This window comes from Acidobacteriota bacterium (assembly GCA_029861955.1).
GTDB lineage: Bacteria > Acidobacteriota > Polarisedimenticolia > Polarisedimenticolales > Polarisedimenticolaceae > JAOTYK01.
This window is the reverse complement of sequence record JAOTYK010000017.1, coordinates 40618-59007: the sequence shown is the minus strand read 5'-3', so window position 1 is coordinate 59007 and position 18390 is coordinate 40618. Positions and strand designations below refer to the sequence as shown.

At 62.8% G+C, this 18390-nt stretch carries 15 protein-coding genes and 1 pseudogene; 9 read left to right on the top strand and 7 right to left on the bottom strand.

What is annotated here, in order from left to right:
* Positions 1–233: 233 nt before the first annotated feature.
* Complete coding sequence (locus tag OES25_10285; GenBank protein ID MDH3628030.1) at positions 234–1256, bottom strand: hypothetical protein; 1023 nt, start codon at positions 1254–1256, stop codon at positions 234–236.
* Between the two features lie 256 nt (positions 1257–1512).
* Here OES25_10285 and OES25_10280 point away from each other — a divergent pair, with 256 nt between their 5' ends.
* Positions 1513–1941, top strand: a complete 429-nt coding sequence (locus OES25_10280; GenBank protein ID MDH3628029.1) for a ribonuclease — start codon at positions 1513–1515, stop codon at positions 1939–1941.
* The gene (locus OES25_10275; GenBank protein ID MDH3628028.1) at positions 1938–2321 is read left to right on the top strand and encodes a barstar family protein; all 384 of its coding nucleotides are present in this window, start codon (positions 1938–1940) and stop codon (positions 2319–2321) included. Before OES25_10280 ends, OES25_10275 begins: the two co-directional genes overlap by 4 nt.
* A gap of 8 nt (positions 2322–2329) precedes the next feature.
* On the opposite strand, the gene OES25_10270 is transcribed toward OES25_10275, so the two are convergent.
* Entirely contained in the window at positions 2330–4432 is a 2103-nt protein-coding gene (locus OES25_10270; protein ID MDH3628027.1) for a fused MFS/spermidine synthase, read from the bottom strand.
* A 216-nt stretch (positions 4433–4648) separates the two neighbouring features.
* Here OES25_10270 and OES25_10265 point away from each other — a divergent pair, with 216 nt between their 5' ends.
* Together OES25_10265 and OES25_10260 are read left to right on the top strand one after the other, a co-directional pair.
* Entirely contained in the window at positions 4649–4912 is a 264-nt protein-coding gene (locus tag OES25_10265; protein MDH3628026.1) for a hypothetical protein, read from the top strand.
* A gap of 116 nt (positions 4913–5028) precedes the next feature.
* Positions 5029–5688 (top strand): PAS and helix-turn-helix domain-containing protein, encoded by a 660-nt coding sequence (locus tag OES25_10260; protein ID MDH3628025.1) that lies wholly within the window; start codon positions 5029–5031, stop codon positions 5686–5688.
* 18 nt (positions 5689–5706) lie between these two features.
* On the opposite strand, the gene OES25_10255 is transcribed toward OES25_10260, so the two are convergent.
* The 3 genes and pseudogenes from OES25_10255 to OES25_10245 form a co-directional block, all read right to left on the bottom strand.
* Positions 5707–8025 (bottom strand): acetate--CoA ligase family protein, encoded by a 2319-nt coding sequence (locus tag OES25_10255; protein MDH3628024.1) that lies wholly within the window; start codon positions 8023–8025, stop codon positions 5707–5709.
* 123 nt (positions 8026–8148) lie between these two features.
* Positions 8149–8742 (bottom strand): annotated as a pseudogene (locus OES25_10250) (indolepyruvate oxidoreductase subunit beta).
* A gap of 10 nt (positions 8743–8752) precedes the next feature.
* Positions 8753–10366 carry a thiamine pyrophosphate-dependent enzyme gene (locus OES25_10245; protein ID MDH3628023.1) on the bottom strand — a complete coding sequence of 538 codons (1614 nt, stop codon included), beginning with the start codon at positions 10364–10366 and terminating at the stop codon, positions 8753–8755.
* A 140-nt stretch (positions 10367–10506) separates the two neighbouring features.
* Here OES25_10245 and OES25_10240 point away from each other — a divergent pair, with 140 nt between their 5' ends.
* Complete coding sequence (locus OES25_10240; GenBank protein MDH3628022.1) at positions 10507–11763, top strand: PLP-dependent transferase; 1257 nt, start codon at positions 10507–10509, stop codon at positions 11761–11763.
* A gap of 98 nt (positions 11764–11861) precedes the next feature.
* Here OES25_10240 and OES25_10235 read toward each other — a convergent pair whose 3' ends face one another.
* Positions 11862–12698 carry a hypothetical protein gene (locus OES25_10235; GenBank protein MDH3628021.1) on the bottom strand — a complete coding sequence of 279 codons (837 nt, stop codon included), beginning with the start codon at positions 12696–12698 and terminating at the stop codon, positions 11862–11864.
* 12 nt (positions 12699–12710) lie between these two features.
* Positions 12711–13538: a hypothetical protein gene (locus OES25_10230; GenBank protein MDH3628020.1), complete on the bottom strand. Its 828-nt coding sequence runs from the start codon at positions 13536–13538 to the stop codon at positions 12711–12713.
* A 385-nt stretch (positions 13539–13923) separates the two neighbouring features.
* Here OES25_10230 and OES25_10225 point away from each other — a divergent pair, with 385 nt between their 5' ends.
* From OES25_10225 to OES25_10210, 4 genes are all read left to right on the top strand, one after another.
* Entirely contained in the window at positions 13924–15129 is a 1206-nt protein-coding gene (locus OES25_10225) for a trypsin-like serine protease (protein ID MDH3628019.1), read from the top strand.
* Positions 15130–15280: 151 nt separating this feature from the next.
* Positions 15281–15766 (top strand): hypothetical protein, encoded by a 486-nt coding sequence (locus OES25_10220; GenBank protein MDH3628018.1) that lies wholly within the window; start codon positions 15281–15283, stop codon positions 15764–15766.
* Positions 15767–15876: 110 nt separating this feature from the next.
* Complete coding sequence (locus tag OES25_10215; GenBank protein ID MDH3628017.1) at positions 15877–16824, top strand: hypothetical protein; 948 nt, start codon at positions 15877–15879, stop codon at positions 16822–16824.
* Positions 16825–17044: 220 nt separating this feature from the next.
* Complete coding sequence (locus OES25_10210; GenBank protein MDH3628016.1) at positions 17045–18352, top strand: thrombospondin type 3 repeat-containing protein; 1308 nt, start codon at positions 17045–17047, stop codon at positions 18350–18352.
* The last annotated feature ends 38 nt before the right edge of the window (positions 18353–18390 follow it).

Below are 18390 nucleotides of genomic sequence, written 5' to 3'. Positions count from 1 at the left end.
GAAATGTCTTACCTGCCCCCCCTCAGGGGCAGGTCGGGTCATCGGTTCGCTGAGCGACGAGATGTCCTGTAGGGGAGAGTCGTCCGGAGCGACGCCGTTGATCCAGGCCGCCTCCGGGGGCCGCCGCGAACCCTGATTCGTGCCCCTGCCTTATCCGACCGGCCTAGACGCCGAAGCCGCAATGACCCGCGAGCGCGGGCCACCCGGCCTCCCAGAGGATCGACGTCATCCAATCAGTCGCAGCGGCCTGCGAGATTCTGCGGAAGTAGGCACGACACGTTGGTGGTGTGGCGCGGCCTCTCTGTACCGTCGCTATCAGTGCCGTAGGATCCCTCGAGCGCACCGTCGTTGCCCACGATCAGGAAGAATAACGACGTGGGTGCGCCGGCTGCGGCGTAGTCCCAGGTGACCGAGCCGCTGTTGTCGAACCCGCACGTCTCGCCGCTGTAGCCGTAAGTCGAAACGTTGCTCAATGGGCCGAACGCGATGGTGTTGCCCGTTACCCCGCAGGCCGGTCCGTAGCTTGTGGAGATTGTCGTCGCGGTGCTGGCCGTGACCAGGACCTGCAGGAGCGTATCGCCCGCGGTCTCACCGGGCGACGCCGTGACTGGCATACAGTCCGTATCGAGCGCGTCGTAGACCGAATCGCCGTCGTTGTCCAGACCCTCGAAATCCATCAGCGACCAGTTTTCGTTGAGGTTCGCCGTCGCGGTCGGGTTGCAGGGTTCCGCGGCGTCGGAATCCGCCGTTACACCGTAGTAGGGTGGGTTCACGTCCTCGCCGACGGGTGTGTAGTTGGCCGGGTTTGCGTCGGCGTGACAAGTCTCGCATAAGGTTTGTCCCGCGTTGAAGTGATGCTGGCGTAGGCCCGCCCCGGAACCCGAGAGTTCCGCCGATCCCGCGACGGCGTTTCCGACATCCGCCAACCGCCCGTGGCAACCGCTACATCCATACCCGATACCCGAAGCGCCTTGCGAGGAACCCATGAAAGGGTTCCTACCGTCGCCGTTCGTGTGACACAAGTTGCAGGTCGCGTTCATGTTGCCTGAATTCCGGTGCATTTCGTGCTTGCTGGTGGGAATGATGGCTCCGCCCGGTGAAAAATTGTCGGTGAAGGCGCTGTGGCACTGGGAACAGTTGGAACCGGGCGTCTCGTTCTCGTCGTAGTAGCGGGGATGCGCGTCCATACGGTCCACGCTCAGGACGAGACTCAGGAGGATACAAAGCGCCAGACAGGCAAATGGGTACTTGTTCACGGCAGTCCTTTCGAATACTCCTCAGAACTCTGGTACGACCAACGGCGATCGAACGAGAAGATCCAAGGTTCCTGGACTTTTTACTCACAGCGCCGCGCTCTGACAATACGTGAACATGCGTATATTGGGTTCCGTGACCTATCTCCCGGGGTACGACACCGGTTTGCTCCAGTGCGGCCACCGGGGGGCCACGGCTTGACAGCACAGAGATTCCCCCGAACAATCCGCGCGGCATGGTGCGTGGGGAGCTGAATCCATGAAGATCAAGCTGTTTGGGTTGGCGGTGCTGTTGGCGCTGATGGCGTTCGGCTACCTCCAGTTTGGAACCGACACCCGGACGCAAGGAGAGGCTGCGTCGGCGGGTGGGATCCGGCAGGTCGTCGAGAACGTCGCGATCAAGAACTACGGAGAGGTGATCTACCGCGGTTCTGTCGATCTGACCGCCTCGATCGAGCGAATCCGCGCAGGCATCCAGCACCCGCATCGGAACGACGGCTCGGTCTTCGGCAACCGAGAGCGGCTGCTGCCGCAAAAACCGCGGGGCTATTATCGGGAGTATGTTCACCCGACCGACGATCTGAACGGCCCCGGACCGCAGCGGCTGGTCGTCGGCGACGACGGTGACTGGTGGTACACGCCCGATCACTATGCGAGCTTCATCGAGCTCGGAGTTCAAGAGCCATGATCGATCCGTTCGTTTACGCCGACGAGGTCGAAAGCGTCGGAGTCCGGCTCGCACACGTTGCGGTCGTGCCGTCGGGAATCGACGGGCGCGAAGCGTTGTTTCGCTGCCTGGCCCGGCAACTCGCCTTGCCCGACTACTTCGGTGCCAACTGGGATGCGCTCGAAGAGTGCCTGCGCGACCTGTCCTGGATCGACAGCCATCGGGTCGTGCTGTTTCACGAGAGTTTGCCAGGGCTGGACGACGATCAGCTGACGACGTACCTCGAGATTCTTCGCGACGCCGTGATGGGTTGGCGCCGGGATGTCGACGACGAGCTCGTTGTGGCCTTGCCGTTCTGCGCACGAGAGCGGGTTGCCCGCCTGCCGCGAAGCGAGGGCTAGCGGTCGGGTTAACGCATGACCCGGAAGATATTGCTGTAGTCATCGGTCCAGAGCGGAATCTTGCGGTAACGTTCGGGATCCCCAAGAAACAGCCGCACCCGTCCAGCCTCGTGATGGGGTTTAAAATACTCCAGCAACTGATCGAGGCGAGCCACATTGGTCGACAGGACCATCCAGTCCGACTGCGAGATAAGCTGCTCTGGATCGTCGTAGAGGGTCCGAATGTTGAGGGCGTTCAGATCGAGATTGTCGGCGATGTTGTAGAGCACCGGCGTGAGATCGACACTGCGGTTTGAAATGTGGACGGCAATGATGCCATCGGCAGCCAGGTGTCGGTCGAACAACGCGAACGCTTCCCGGGTCAACAGATGAATCGGTATCGCATCACCGCTGAAGGCATCGAGGATCAGCACGTCGAACCGGTTGGGTGACTGGCGCTCGAGTGTCAGTCGAGCATCTCCCACAAAGATTTCATGGTCGGCAGCGCTCTCTTCCAGATAGGAGAACTGCTTCTGAGCAATCGACACGATTGCCGGGTCGATCTCATAAAACGAGAACCGGTCTCCGGGACGGCCGTAGGTCGCAAGGGTTCCGACCCCAAGCCCAACGACACCGACATTCCGAGAAGCCCTATCCGCGGTCAATCGCATCAGCGCCCCGCCTGCGGCCAACTCGGAGTAGTAGGCGGTCGGCCGTCGGCGACGATCCTCACCCAGAAACTGTGATCCGTGGAGTGTCTTGCCGTGATAGAGACGTCGATGTTCGTCCTTAACTTCATCGGGAGCCAGCTGGACGACTCGAATGGATCCGTAGTAGTTGCGTTCGACGATGACCGAACTTCGCAATAATTCCCGCGCCTGCTGGATGGGTGGGATCAGCGTGCAGACCGCCAGACCGTACATTGCGAAACGCAGTATTCGTCGGCGACGGCTACTGTCGGCCGGCTTCGATTCTCGATGGGACGTAACCAAGAGGAGCAGCACGAGAAGAATGATCCCGACGTGAAATTCCTGCGATAGGAGTAGCCAGCGAGGTGCGGCCAGAGCCACCGCCGCCCCGCCGGCAGCCCCTCCGACCGCGATCGATAGGTAGTATTCCGTCAGTCGGCCGGCCTGCGGACGCAACCGAAACAACTCGCCGTGACAGATGAGGCACAGCACCCACAACCCCACGATGTAAACGACGATCTGCTCGACCCAGCCAAAGGCATATCGGGTGTCTGCGCCGGTCGCGATCGCCCCTCGCATCATCAGGTAGACGGCAACCAACGCAACCGGCAACAGCCCGATCAGAACCCGTCGTGGATAGAACCGCGGCCCGGAAAACGAAATGATGAAACTCAGCAGGTAGGTCGCAAACGGAAGCACCCAGATGACAGGTGTGGCGGCCATGTTGAGGGTCATCTCGTTGGTCACTGCCATGAACAGAATCACACCGCTTGCCGACCAGGCGACCCACAACCCGAACGTGCCGAGTGTCGGCATGGAACGGCCGTCGGCATCGGGAGACTTCTGGCGTTTTCCGCGGGTCGACCGTGCCTGCCAACCCAAGACGACCGCCAATAGTACGAGACCCACGAAACCGGCTGACCAGATGCCGGATTGTTCCGTCAACGTAAAGCGGGCCTCGAAGAAAAAGGGGTACGCGAGCAAGGCCAACATCGATCCGGCATTCGAGAGTGCATACAGTGGATAGGGTGAGCGACCCGGCAGCTGCCGTGCAAACCAGGCTTGTAAGAGCGGCGCGGTCGCAGCCAGCACAAAGAATCGGGGTCCCACGGTGAATAGCAGCGTCGTCAGGATGTGTGCGGAGGGGGACTGCCCGGGCGAGGGCTTCCACCCGTCACCCGGCATCGCCGGTACCAGCAGGGCAACGCCACACAACAGCGCATGAAGAACCGCCTGGGAGGTGGGTCGTAAGAAGCGGATACTGAGGTGGGCGTAGGCATAACCGAAGACCAGCAGCAGTTGAAAGAACAACAGGCATGTGGCCCACACGGATGCCGTCCCGCCGTACCAGGGGATGATTCGACGAGCGAGCATCGGCTGCACCTGAAGCAGCAAGAAGGCTCCGAGGAATACGGTCACGGCATACAGAAAACCTCTTGCCACGACCTCTTCCTCGTTTTATGCCGGAGCCCAGGTCCGACAATCCCGGAGAACGTACCACGATTCGAACGGTCGAAGGACACCGCGGGCCGTCCATCGGTCCGGCATGAAAATGATGCGACTGCATCATTTCGGCCGAATCGAGTCAGCACTACACTACTGACAAGAAGGCGAGACTCAGGCTCACCGTGTTACCAGAATATGAAAGGAGGGTAACCAATGACCACTAAAATGAGAGAAACCGACACCCTCGGCGAACAGATTCCCTTCGCCAAACTGACGGACCCGGGGACCTATCTCTGCAACTGGAGCGGACACCTGCTGCGTATGCCGGAAGAAGCGCTGCGCAAGGGTCGCTCTCCGGTCATCGAGATTCTCGGGAAAGAAATCAACTACGTCACAAAACTGAGTGACGATCCGTTTGTTCCGCTCACCAAGGCTCGCATGCTGGCGGCAGACCTCGATCATTCGGTTAATTTCTGACCGCACCGTCTCGCCTTCCTCAGAGGGTGCCGGGGAAGCACGGCCAATCGACAGACGCGGTCTCCTGGCGTTGCCCTCCATTTCTCAGAGTCGTCTAGAATCGGTAGCGTGCACGCGTGATCGCGTTGGCGGGGCGTGGTCCGATGGTCGACGACGCAAAGCAGATCTCCTTCGTGCCCTCATGGGTCAAGTTCCTCGGGACACCGGTGTGGATTCGCGACCCCGCGGGGATGATCAGCTTTCTGAATTCGCGAGCCGAGAGACTGCTGGGTCGGTCGGCAATCGATGTCATCGGGAATCCCTGTCACCAGATTGTGGGTGGCTCGAGCGTTGTCGGCGTGCCGTTCTGTCGTCGACAGTGTCTGCTGGTCTCTGACGTGATGGTCCAGGCGGAGATCGAGCCGATCGAAATGCTCGTGCAGGGCGGTGACGACAAACCACAGTGGGTTCGATTCCTGGCGATACCGGTCTGGGCTCCGGATGGCAGCGGCCCCTGGATCGTGCATTGCGCCCTCTCGGCCAACCGCGAGCATCGCTTTAACGACTACCTGACCAGAGTCGCAGCAGCCGGTGCGCATGCGAAGCCGAAGAACCTGACCGGAAGAGAGCGTGAGATCCTACAACATCTCGTCGAGGGTGAAGATCTGCACATCGTTGCCGAGCGTTTGTTCATCAGTCATGCGACGGTACGCAATCATGTTCAGCACATTCTGGCCAAGTTGGATGTGCACTCGATCAATCAGGCGGTGGCGCACTACCTGCTTTCGAAATACTGATTCTCGAAGGTCTCGTCGCTACGTTGGCTCCGGCCCTCGACCCAGAGCGCCCTTCACGGTCGCCGACCGATAGCACAGGTAGCGGCCCAACGATCGGATCGCCTGGTCCGCCGATGGGAAGACGGGAACGCCCGCCTCCCGAAGCGCGCGGACCAGAGGGAGGTACGCCGGGCCCGAGTCGACGATCACGACCAGCGGCTTGCGGGTCTCACGGAAGATCCTCGGCAGGCGCACGGCGAGGGATTCGACATCGGCGATTTCGTCAGCCCCGGTCTTCAGTGCCGCGGTCAGCGGGATCACACCGACGATCAGCGCGTCGACATCGTCGCTCTCCAGCAACACGCGGGCCGCGCCCTCGTAGACGTCTTCGTTGGCCATCGGAGTGATGTCCAGGGGATTCCACCCGTTGACCAGGCGATCGAGTCCGTTCCGTTCCAACACGTCGAGCAGTTTCGCGGTGGACGGCTTCGAGAGCGTCGCCATCTCCACCCGGTAGCGCTGTCCCTGGATCGCATCTGCCATCGCCACGATCTCGAACCCCGCGTTGGACACTGCCCCGATCCGTATGCCACGAACATCCTTGGCGTGGAGAGCGGTGCACAACTCGAGGGTCTGCTCGAATTCCTTCAAAGTGTCGGCGACGAGGGCACCCGCCTGGGAGGCCGCAGCCTGGCAGATGTCGTAGTCGCCCGCGACGGCGGCCGTGTGCCCCGCGGCGGCGTCACTACCGGCTACGGTGCGTCCGGCCTTGTACAGCACAACGTGCTTGCCTGTCTCCGTGACGGTCGCGATCGTCCGCAACAAGGCGAGGCCGTCGAGATCGTTGAAGCCCTCGGTGTAGACACCGATCGTGTCGACATCGTCGCGCTTACCGATCGCGGCGACGAAGTCCGCGGCCGTCAGGTCGATCTGGTTACCGAGCGAGATGGCAAATGCCGGATCGAGTGTCTCGAGACTGCTCATGCGGCTGACAATGAAGGCGCCGCTCTGGGAGACCAACGCCACGCGTCTTGCCGGCGCGGACCGGCGTGGGTCCAACCGGTTGGCCGGAATAAACATCGTGTCGTAGAAACCCGGACGGGAGACCGCCCCCAGGCTGTTCGGTCCGAGGAAGACCGGACCGCCGTCGGGTCGCTGTCGTCCGCGGGCGATCGCGGCGCGTACATCGACGGCGATCTCCTCGCTGCCCTCGGTCTCCCCGACGCCGCCGGAGATCATGATCACCGCGCGGACTCTCTCACTCCGCACCACCTCGTCGATGATGGCCGGTAATTCCCGCGCCGCCGCGGCGATCACCAGCAGATCCACGGTGTCCGGCAGGTCGGCGATGCTCGCAACGCAGGGCACGCCGTCGATCTTCGTCTCCCGCTCCTTGATCACGGAGATCTGCTTCCGAGGGAAACCACTCGAAAGGACGTTTCTCAAGATGATCCGACCGAAGTTGACCGATCCGGCGGAGACGCCGAGGACGGCGATCGACTTCGGCTCGAGCAACGCCTCGATCCGGTTCAGCGGTCGGGTCGGGAGGGCCCGTGTCGCGAGGGCCAACCGGCCTCGCCCATCGAGAGGCACCAGTCGCTGCTGCTGGAAGGCGAAGGGGTTGACCTCGAGTTCGCCGAGACTCGGCCCCTCGTCACCGCGGTCCACGCAGAAACGCTGGGCCAGAAACAGGAACGCTCGGAAGCAGCGCAACAGCTCGCCGTCGGAGACGATCCGCTGCCGGCCCCGCGCCTGACCGGCGAGGATCTCGTAGGCCACCGTGCTACGGAACAGTTCGAGGAACTCCAGCGCCGTCGTATCCATCGCCGGTGCCTTGGCGACGGCCAGACCGGGGCGCATCTTGTCCGCCAGGTACTCGGTGTCGATGCCGCCCAGTCCGGCGGCGATGACGGGTCCAAACTCGCGGGTCGCTCGGATTCCGACGAACAGTTCGTTCCCGAATCCGGGTCGATTCCGTTCAACGCATTCGACGACCAGGATGCCACTTACCTCCGCGGTCCTGCTGTGGCGTTCGATCATTCTGACGATCTCTCCGCGGACGGTGTCGTAGTCCTTACGGATGAAGGCGATACCCTCGGCCTCCGTCTTGTGGACGATATCGGGAGAGACGATCTTCAAGACGACCCGGTCGCCGGGAAATCGCGCAAGTTCCTGCTCCGAGATCATCTCCTCGGTGGACAGGAACACGTGGCGAGGCGGTGAGATCGCGCCGACCAACTGCACGATCGAATAGACCTCGTGCTCGAAGAGCTGCTTGCGATCCTCGTCGACGAGTCGCTGCAGTGTCTGGGCGACCGCGTGGGCCTCCGCACCCGAGAGGTCGTCCTCGACGGTCACCACGTCGAAAACCGGGGCATCCGGTCGCTCCGGTTCGGCCAGATGCTCCGGGCCCAGCGAATCGACCCAGTGCCGTACCGCCACCGATGTCCCACCCCGTTCGAGCCCATCGAGGTAGGCCTGGGCGGCGTGCCTGCCGAAGCGGAACGCACGACGGTTGACCGCAACGACCTTGTCGCCCTTGGACTCGAACATCTCGACGACGTCGTCTTCCAAGTCCTCTCCACTGTCGACGAACAGCGAGGCGGCACCGAGGATGACCGTGTTGGACGCCCGCCCCGAGCCGGCGGCCCGGGCGATACGTTCCGAGTCGATCAGTACGTGTCGCGGGTGGGCGGTGATTCGGTCCAGTACCGACTCGATCGGTGGGTAGTTGTCGATGTTGACGAAAGCGTTGATGCTGGAGATCAGGACCCCGCCCGGCTTGAGGTAATGCACGTAACGCAACGACTCCAGCGGCTCGACGGCGATCAGTAGGTCGGCCTCGCCGACCGGAATCAAGTCGCTGTGAATCTCGCCGTCGCCGTAGCGCAGGTGCGACTGCACGCCGCCGCCACGCTGGGCCATCCCATGCACCTCGGCTTGCTTGACCCGCAACCCGCGCCGCAGGGCCCCACCGGAGATCGCCCTGGCGATGGTCAGGATTCCCTGGCCGCCGACACCGGCGAGGATGACATTCTGCATGACGGTCGTTGGCTTCTGTTCGACTACGGACATGGCGTCCCCCTCAGACGAGCACCGCCTCCGCGGCGGCCTCGCTGATCTTGCGATGTAGGTGGATACAGGCCCGGGTAGGAATGATCACGCTAAGGCCCGGGTGTTCGATTTCTTTTTTCATCAGGTCGACGTTCTCTTGATGCCGTCGGGATAACGGTTCGATGACGTGAAGGTGCTCCTCATTCACGCCCAGCCCCTTCAGGATCTGAAGCAGGCTCTCGCCACAGGCCATCGATGGTTGCGTGCCGGTCATCGCCACGGTGCTGTTGTCCAGGATGAAGACGGTCATGTCCGCATCGCTGCGGATCGCACCGAGCAGGGGAGTCATGCCCGAGTGGGTAAACGTCGAATCGCCGATCGTGCAGATCACCGGACGGACACCCGCCTGCGCCGCGCCGTGGGCCATGGCGATGGATGCGCCCATGTCCACGCACGCGTGAACGGCACGATAGGGCGGGGCGACACCCAACGTGTAGCAACCGATGTCACTGAACAGGATCGGATGTTTGTAACCGGAAGTGGCCTCGACGATCGCCTTGAAGCTGTCGGCGTGGGGGCAGCCCCGGCACAGCTGCGGCGGCCGGCCGACGAGATCCTGAATCGGTGCCACGGTTTCCTCGCGGGGTTGGCCCAGCAATGCCGCCAACGTGTCGGGCCCCAGCTCTCCACTTGCCGGCAGGTCCCCGGTGAGTCTGCCGCGGATGATCTTGCCGGGGACGCCGAGAACGCCGTTCAGGCGTCGTTCGATGAAGGGATAGCCGTCCTCGGCCACCAGGATCTCCTCGCAATGGTCGACCAGCTGCCGGATCAGCGCGACGGGCAACGGATAGTGGCCGATCTTGAGGATCGAGAGATCCCGGGCGTCGCCCAGCGCCTCGAGCACGTAGTTGTGGGCCAGGCCGGCGGCGATCACACCGCGCTTCCCACCCAGGGTCAGCCGGTTTGTCGCCGAGCCCTCGGCGTCGTCGAGGAGTCGTTTCTGTATTTCCACCAGCCCGGCGAACTTCCGCCGCGCGATCGCCGGCACGAGGGTCCAGTCGTTGGGGTTGGGCAACGGGCGCAGGGCCGCGGCGTGGTCGTGTTCGTCGGCGTGCTCGAACGCGACGTTGGAGCGGCTGTGGGCCAACCGTGTGACCAGACGGAGCATGACCGGCAGGCCGATCTCCTCCGAGTAGGTAAACGCCCGATGGGTCAGCTCGTAGGCCTCCTGCTGATCCGAGGGCTCGAAGATCGGAATCTGGGCGAACTCGCCATAGTGACGACTGTCCTGCTCGTTCTGCGACGAGTGCATGCCGGGGTCGTCGGCGACGACCAGCACGAGACCCGCATTGACACCGGTTAGCGCCGAATTGACGAACGGGTCGGCGGCCACGTTCAGTCCGACGTGTTTCATCGAGACTAGCGCGCGGCGACCGGCGTAGGACATGCCGAGGGCCTCCTCGTAGGCGGCCTTCTCGTTGGCCGACCACAGCGCGGAGACCTTCCCGTTCCGTCCCGGCTCGTTCGCGATGTATTCGAAGACTTCGGTGGACGGTGTTCCGGGATACGAAAAAACGCCTCCGATACCGGCGTCCATCGCGGCCTGCGCCACCGCCTCGTTTCCCAGAAGCAAACGGGTTCTCATCGCGACACCCCCTTCGAGTAGGAGACACGTTTCCAGATTCGGCCTTTAAGTCATCGTATCCAGATGGCGACCCACCGACCATGGCAACAATCGACCGTCCGGGTCAGTAGACCGTCGACCGCAAGACCTAGAATGACCTCATGAAACGCACTCACAGCGACGGCGATCGAGAGTTCAACCCGGAGACCCTGGCCCTGGGCTACGGCTACGACCCCGAACTCTCCCAGCAGGCGGTCAAGCCGCCGGTTTTTCTGACCTCGACGTTTCAGTTTGCGTCGGCCGCGGAGGGCAAGCGGTTCTTCGAGCTGGCCTACGGCCTGCGGGAAGCGGACGCCGGTGAGGAACGAGGGCTGATCTACAGCCGTCTCAACAACCCCAACCTGCAGATCTTCGAGGAACGGATGGCGGTCTGGGACCGCACCGAGATGGGCGCCACGTTCGCCACCGGTATGGCGGCGATCTCGACGACGCTGCTGGCCCTGGTCAAGCCCGGCGATGTCGTGCTGTCGACGACACCGGTCTATGGCGGGACCCACTATCTGTTCGAACACGTCCTCCGTTCGTTCGGCGTCACGGTGCACTTCGTGCCGGCCGGTGACGGCGTGGCGCAGTCCATGCGAGACGTTGCGAAAGAGGTCGGCCCCGAGAAGGTGCGGGTCCTGTTCCTCGAGACACCCGCCAACCCCAACATGGAACACAGCGACATCGCGGCCGTCGCAGGTTTGGCAAAGGAGCTGAACAACGACGTCGTGACGGTCGTCGACAACACCCTGCTGGGGCCGGTGTTCCAGCGACCGGCCGACCTGGGCGCCGACATCGTGATCTACTCGGCGACGAAATTCCTGGGCGGGCACAGCGATCTGGTGGCGGGGGTCGCCACGGGTCCCGAGCGGCTCATGCGACCGATCCTCGATCTGCGTACGATTCTCGGCACGATCACCACCCCATTCAACGGCTGGCTGCTGCTGCGCTCCCTGGAAACGGTTTCGGTACGCATGCGTCGGCAGGCCAAGAGCGCGGGGGTGTTGGCCCGTCTGCTGGCCGAACATCCGCGGGTCACCCGCGTACTCCATCCGTCGCTGCTCGAGCAAGGGTCCCCGCAGCAGACGTTGTTCCAGCGACAGTGCACCGGGCAGGGTTCGTTACTGGCGTTCGAGGTGGATGGCGGCGAGGAGGCGGCGTTTGCCGTCCTCGATCGCTTCGAGGTCTTCCGGCTGGCGGTCTCGTTGGGTGGCACCGAGAGCCTGGTCGAACACCCGATGTCGATGACCCACGCCGACATGGATCCGGAACAGCTGGAGCGGCTGGGGGTAAGTGCCGGGCTGATCCGGGTGTCGGTGGGGATTGAACATCTGTCGGATCTTAAGCGGGACCTGCTGTTTGCCTTGAAGGTCTGAATCGATAGGCATCGCGCGCCCCTAACGAAACCCGCGAAGGATTCTCCCCCCGCCGCATTCGCGATGCGCGACCCCGGAGGCGTGCGCAACGCCGAACCCTAGGGGCACCCGGCCCCGGAGTTCGCGATCCCGGCATCGCGCGGTGCCGCCTGCGACGGACCCGCGCCGTCGTAGGTCCCGCCGCCGCAATCCGCGGCACGGACGAGGAACCAGAACGCCTCGCCCGGCGCCGGATCGCCGCCGTGAAGCGCGCTGACGGCCGGCGTGTTGTCCTCGACGCAGTCGAGGATCGAACCGGTGTAGTTGCCCCCGCTCGAGCGAAGCAGCCCGAGATCTCCTCGCGTGACATCAAATCCGGTCGCGCCGGGTAGCGGAGCCCAGTCCAGTTGGGTCATCCCACCCGCCGCCTTGTCCAGCGTTACCGAGGGCGATCCGACCGGAACGGAACAGGTCCAGTTCGCCTTCAATTGAAAAGGATTCGGTCCCATCGACTCGAACGAGATCCAACCGAAGTTCTCGGCCCACGCGTGGCCGCTGAACGACCCCGTCGTGCTGTCGATCACCACGCCATAGCTCGCCGTCCCGCAGGATCCGGTGTTCGCGCAGGAAAAGCTCACCCAGCCGGCGTTTTCGGCCCAGGCGTACCCACTGAGGACACCGCCCGAGTTGTTCACACCGTAGTCGACCGTCGCGCAACTGGAGGTATTGCTGCAATCGAGGCTGATCCAGCCGAAGTTCTCGGCCCACATCCAGCCCGTCAGCTCGAACTCATCGACCTGCATCCCGGGCCCGCCGGGTCCCGTCGGTTGGGCGTTGATCCAGCCCGCGTTCTCGGACCAGGCGTACTTGTTAAGCGGGTCGATGTTCTCCGCGAATAAAACTCCGGAAGACGCGAGTAGAAAGAGAAGAGCGACCGCTGTTCGTTTCCAAGCCATGGCCGACTCCGCTCAGTTGGTCTTGTTGTTGAGGATCAACGCACCGGCGGCGCTGATCTCGGCACCCGTGTTATCCGTCGTGAGGTTGCCGATGACCGAGGAGACGCCGTGGCTGGAAATCCCTGAACCCGTGTTGCCGGAGCTGACGTTGTTGACGATCAGCGCCCCAAGCGAACCCGAGATGCCGTGTCCGCCGTTGTTGTCGGAGACCGAACCGCGGATGACGCCGTCGCCGACCACGAGTCCATCGCCGCCGTTTCCGTCGGCGGCAGAGTTCTCGATGACACCGCCGTAAGCAACGATACCGGTTCCGGCGTTTCCGATCGCCGCACAGTTGCGAATCACGCCATTGCTGATCTGGATACCCTGCCCGCCACCGCCTATCAGACCGTTCAGGCTGGCCTGAACATTCTCGACGATCGATCCATTGCCGGCGTTGATCATTACCCCACGTTGGAACTGGCGCACGCGACCGTTACGCACCGTGATGTTGTTGAGCGTGCCCGCGCTGATCCCATCGAGCGAACCCACCTCGATATTCCCGATGATCGAGAAGCCGTTCAGGTCGAGCGTCACGTCGTCCACTTGGATCTCGATTCCGTGAGCGCCGTGGAATCCGTAGATATCCTCGGCCAGGTAGTAAGATCCGGAAAAGCTGATCACGACCGGCGTCAACGTGTCGTAGTCGTTGCGGATCGCGATCCTCGGCTCGACGTCGCTCAGGTTCTTCATCGTCGGTGCCGGTGGGCCGGGCGGCTCGAGGCTGCCCGAGTTCGAGACCCCGCAGAACGCGATCAGAGCCAAAAGAACCAGGAAAAGCTTACTTTCTTCGTGACGCATCAATCGTTCCTCCGTGTTGTGTCACCTGTTCAGACACGAGAAGTGACGCGTTTCACGATATTTGGGCGGCGAGACGTGCGGGATCGACAACAGCGGCACGAATCAGGGTTCGCGGGGCTCGATCTGCTTCCCGTCTCGTGGTTCGGTTTGTAATTGTGGATCGAGTCCGCGCCGACACGGTCGCAGGATCGAAAGTCTTAGAAGGCGAAAGCGAGCGCCCAGGTCACCCCAAAACGGGCACGCCCACCGCAAACGAGGCGTCGCGAAGAGATGTCTTCCGTTTCGCACAGCCGCGTTTCCGTCGAAACCACTAAACTACCGACTGGTACGCTTCTAGCTATGAGCACTCATCTCATCCAACGACACAGCGAGGAGGCAGACCCCGATGACAAAAACCGGAAGCACCCGTTCCACGATCATGTTCCGTGGCCTGGCAGCGCTCATCATCGTGCTCCTTTCGCATCCCACCGCCGCGATCGTGATCCGTCACGACCGTGACGATGCGCGCTACGTCGAACTGGGCGAAAGGTTTCCCGCCGCGGTGAGCGTACTTCCCGACGGCGCGGGTGTGTTGATCGCACCGGACTGGGTGCTGACCGCTGGGCATGTGGCGCGAGGTGTGTCAAGACGTTCGCCGCGAGTGAGGATCGATGGCCGCGAGTACGAGGTGGCGCGGATCTTCGTGCACCCGAACTGGCGAGAGATGGGACCTCACGACGTCGGGGTGCTAAAACTCGCGTCACCGGTGCAACGCGTGACGCCCGCCAAGCTTTACCCGCACGACGACGAGGTGGGGCAGGTGGTCACCTTCGTCGGGCGTGGCGATACGGGCACGGGCTTGACCGGACCCAAAGCGATGGACGGCAAGAAGCGGGGCGCGACGAACACGATCGTATCGGTCGACGACGACTGGATCCTGTTCAACTTCGACGAGGGCGAGGCCGCGACGGATCTCGAGGGCGTGAGCGGCCCGGGGGACAGCGGTGGGCCGGCGCTGGTCATGCGCGACGGCGCACTCTACACCGTCGGTATCAGTGTCTTCAGCGACGGTCGCGGGAAGGGCCCGGGGCGCTACGGCGTGCGCGAGGGCTACACCCGTGTGTCGACCCATCGCAAGTGGATCGAGTCGATCGTCTCGGGAAGGAGCACGGAGGGCGAAGTTCGTATCGGAGCGGATGGCGCCTCGGCGCAACACCCCGGCGCTGCAATCGCCGTTCCGCTGGGCGGCGGCGAACTCGTCGCGCTACCCGACTCACCCGTCGGCGCGCTGGTCGCGAAGTACATCGAGGTCTACAACAGCAACAGCGACGCGACTATGTCCGCGTTTATCTCGGCCCATTTCGCCGAGTCCTACCGCGCGAGCAAGTCAGACGGGGAGCACCTCGATCTGTATCACCGACTGTATGGAGAGCACTTCGGACCGCTCACGGTGTACCAGGTCGTTCGAGCGGACGACGCCGGTCTCACCGTGCTGTTCCGGTCGGAGAAGGGGCCACTGGCCGAGTTTACCTTCGAGATCAGCCCGGGGACGCCAAAGCAGATCGGCGGTTTGCGTGTGGGCGTGGTCCAGATCGGTGGGGGGCCTGATTGAGCGGATCAGCCAGTCCGCAAGAAGAGAACGGTGAAAGGGGCTCTTCGATCGTATGGAGAACACGACGACGACACGGAACTTGACCCACGCAGGAGATTCATGTACTTCAATCCGAGAGTTTCGCATCGTCGATGCAAGGGGAGTAGGGATCATGTCGAGAGCAAGTCGATTCCATGCATTGCTTCGAAGTCGCGCCTGGGTGCTCTTGATGCTCCTGCCGGCTGTTCTCTTGTCCACGGGTTGTGATGATGACGACGTCATCGGCAACACGTCGCCCTACACTCTGAGGGTCAGTCTGAGTGCGGATTTTCAGGTGCCCCACGGTGACCAGCCGGTCAATTGGGCGCTGATTCGAGCCGCTGACGTGGTCACACTCGCCACGGGAGACGGCACGGTATCCGCCACCACGAACCCCGCTTTCACCCTGAGGGCCGGTGCGGTGCTGGAATTCGGCGTGGATTACGAGCTTCGGTACTGGATCGACTCCAACACCGGCGGCGGGACTGCCGGAGTGTGCGATCACGTAGCGATCGATCACCAGTGGAACTTCAAATTCAGAGCGCCGGACAACGATGTCAACTTGATCCTGGTCTATGACGTCGATCGGGTAGAGGACGTTTGCGCCACGTTCAACTAGTCGCGTAAGTCTGAACCGAGCGCCGCCGCGCCATTCACCGCCTCGCTGCGCGAATCCCGCCCGTTTGACGCATGCCCGGGTACAGGACCCCGAGACAGACGGAGGCGAGCATGCGACGGATCAAGAAAGACTGGTTTCTCGTACTTTTGGCCGTGCTGGCCTGCGGCAGCATCCAGGCGGATATCTTCGAGGTCGAGATCGACACCACCGCGACACAGATACCCGGTGGGCAGTTCTTCGCCTTCGGGGTCGGCCTGGCGGCGGATGCCGGCATCACCAGCGTGACGGTCACGCCGCCCGGAGGCGGGAGCCCGTTCCCACTGGTCTATGACGCGTCGGAGGATTTCTGGTTCGTCGTCTTCGAGGGCTACACCTCGCTGACCGACCTGCGCAACGACTACCCGCTGGGTGGATACCTGTTCGAGTTCAACGGCGGCGCGATGTCCAAGATGTTGATCTACATGCAGAACCAGCCGGCCTGTTACGCAGACATCACCTTCCCGACGGCGAGCTGCGTCGTCTCACCGACGCCAACCCTGACCTGGGAGCTGCCCCTCGGCTGCAGCCCGGGCGCCGTCGATGCGTTGCTCGAGGATCTCTCTGTCGACGATTCGGTGTTCGACCTGTCCTTCATCCCCGGGTCTTCAGGCAGCATCACCCTGCCCAACGGCCCGGTGACCCCACCGCCGTTCCAGCCACTGCCGCCGGGTGTGCCGCTGACGATCGGCACGCCGTACGAATTCGGCGTCGATGTCGTCGGCAGCCAGTTCTCGATCGAGTTCATCGGAGGCGACAGCTTCGAGTACTTCGCCGCCTTCCGAAACGACGTCGACATCGCTTTCACCGTCGGCGGTGACTCGGCCGTCATCGAGCTCACGGTCAAGCGCGACGAGCTTGAGTGGGCTTGCTCCGGCGCCGACACGATCGGGTATGACGTCGTGCGCGGCGACCTGGCGACGCTCATCGGCGGCTCCGGGGATTACGCCAACGCCACGCTTGGTTGCGTGATCGACGACCATCCCGACCGCCGGGACCGGCTATTGGTACCTCGTGCGTGAAGCCACCAGCACCGGTCACGGCAGCTACTCGGGAGGCGGATCAGGCGAACAACCCGGACGGGACAGCGGGATTGCAGCTTCCGGAATGGATTGCCCTTGAGCCGTTGGGTGCGGGCCCGGCTTTTCTCACCCGTCATTGACCACGGCGCCATTCCGGCGTAAGGTCCGGGTATCGCCAAAATCCAGGTGGGGGTTAACCGGTCAGGGAGGAGGTTCTCTGATGACCAGGCATACTTCTCGTTTCGGATCTCTCATCGGCGTTTTTCTGCTCACCCAATTCGTGTTTTCGTTGCCCGGGCCGGCTGCTGCGGATCTCGATGGCGACGGCATCGAAGACTGCTCCGGAGCAGGTCAAACCGTGCTGGTCGGGCAGGGATCCCCGATGACCTATCTGGCGAACTCGGCGGATCCGGTTGTCGGGATGTTCTGGTCGTCACCGGCGTTCGACGACTCGGGTTGGCAAGTCGGAACCTACGGCGTCGGGTACGAGGCGGGCAGCGGTGCGGAGAACCTGATCGGCACCGTGGTGCCGGTCGGGAGCTACTCCGTTTATACGAGAAGCCTGTTCACGATCAACGACGTGTCTCTGGTGGCGAACCTGAAATTGGGCGCCGACTACGACGACGGGTATGCGGCCTGGATCAATGGCGTCGGCGTGTTTCAGTCCGCGGAGTTGCCACCCGGCCCGCCCGGGTGGAACACCCTCAGCGCTTCACACGAGTCCAGTAACGGCGTCGCTCCGGACTTCTCTCCACTACAGGACATCTCGTCGCTCGGCATTCCCTCCCTGAACAACGGCGTGAACGTGCTGGCCGTGGCGGTCTGGAACGACAGCCCGACCTCGCCGGACCTGGTGCTCGTTCCCCAGTTGAGCATGGACGCCGGGTTCTGTGACAACTGCCCCGGCGTGTACAACCCGATGCAGGCAGACGTCGACGCCGACGGTGTCGGAGATGTATGCGACAACTGTCCTTCGGATCCTAACCCGAATCAACTGGACTCCGATTTCGACGGCATCGGCGACGTTTGCGACGACCCCGACGGCGTCATCCACATCTTGTTCAGCGATAAGGAATGGATCGAGTGGGATAGCTCGACATCGTTCGAGGCGTGGAACCTCTACCGCGGCGGTTTCGACGAGTTGCAAGCCACCGGAGTCTACACGCAGACGACCAATCCAATGGCGATCCGCCACTGCGGCTTGACGCTCACGTCGCTCAACGAACCGATGACCCCTCTCGCGGGCGAGGTGGTCTTCTATCTGATCAGCGGCAGCATCGACACCAACGAATACACCCTCGGGCGCGACGGCGCGGGAAATCTGCGCCCGAACACCAACCCGTGCCTCAGCTGGCCCGAGCAACTCTTGTGTGAGGAAACAGACGGGTTCTGGGACATCGATTCCTGTTACCACTACAACTGCGGTATCTTTCCGGATTGCGACGCCATCGTCCCCGGCTGCGATTGCGGTCTGGGTAGGAACTTCGACATGCTGGTCGGCTGCTTCGATGACCCGACCTGCCCCTGAGGGGGGGCAGGTATGGACGCCGAATTCGGCCCATTTGT

Excerpts from the sequence above, each read along its gene's own strand:
- OES25_10225 (MDH3628019.1), top strand. The coding sequence starts at position 13,924 with ATGACAAAAACCGGAAGCACCCGTTCCACGATCATGTTCCGTGGCCTG.
- OES25_10280 (MDH3628029.1), top strand. The coding sequence starts at position 1,513 with ATGAAGATCAAGCTGTTTGGGTTGGCGGTGCTGTTGGCGCTGATGGCG.
- OES25_10230 (MDH3628020.1), bottom strand. The coding sequence starts at position 13,538 with ATGCGTCACGAAGAAAGTAAGCTTTTCCTGGTTCTTTTGGCTCTGATC.
- OES25_10220 (MDH3628018.1), top strand. The coding sequence starts at position 15,281 with ATGTCGAGAGCAAGTCGATTCCATGCATTGCTTCGAAGTCGCGCCTGG.
- OES25_10215 (MDH3628017.1), top strand. The coding sequence starts at position 15,877 with ATGCGACGGATCAAGAAAGACTGGTTTCTCGTACTTTTGGCCGTGCTG.
- OES25_10210 (MDH3628016.1), top strand. The coding sequence starts at position 17,045 with ATGACCAGGCATACTTCTCGTTTCGGATCTCTCATCGGCGTTTTTCTG.
- OES25_10265 (MDH3628026.1), top strand. The coding sequence starts at position 4,649 with ATGACCACTAAAATGAGAGAAACCGACACCCTCGGCGAACAGATTCCC.
- OES25_10245 (MDH3628023.1), bottom strand. The coding sequence starts at position 10,366 with ATGAGAACCCGTTTGCTTCTGGGAAACGAGGCGGTGGCGCAGGCCGCG.
- OES25_10275 (MDH3628028.1), top strand. The coding sequence starts at position 1,938 with ATGATCGATCCGTTCGTTTACGCCGACGAGGTCGAAAGCGTCGGAGTC.
- OES25_10240 (MDH3628022.1), top strand. The coding sequence starts at position 10,507 with ATGAAACGCACTCACAGCGACGGCGATCGAGAGTTCAACCCGGAGACC.
- OES25_10235 (MDH3628021.1), bottom strand. The coding sequence starts at position 12,698 with ATGGCTTGGAAACGAACAGCGGTCGCTCTTCTCTTTCTACTCGCGTCT.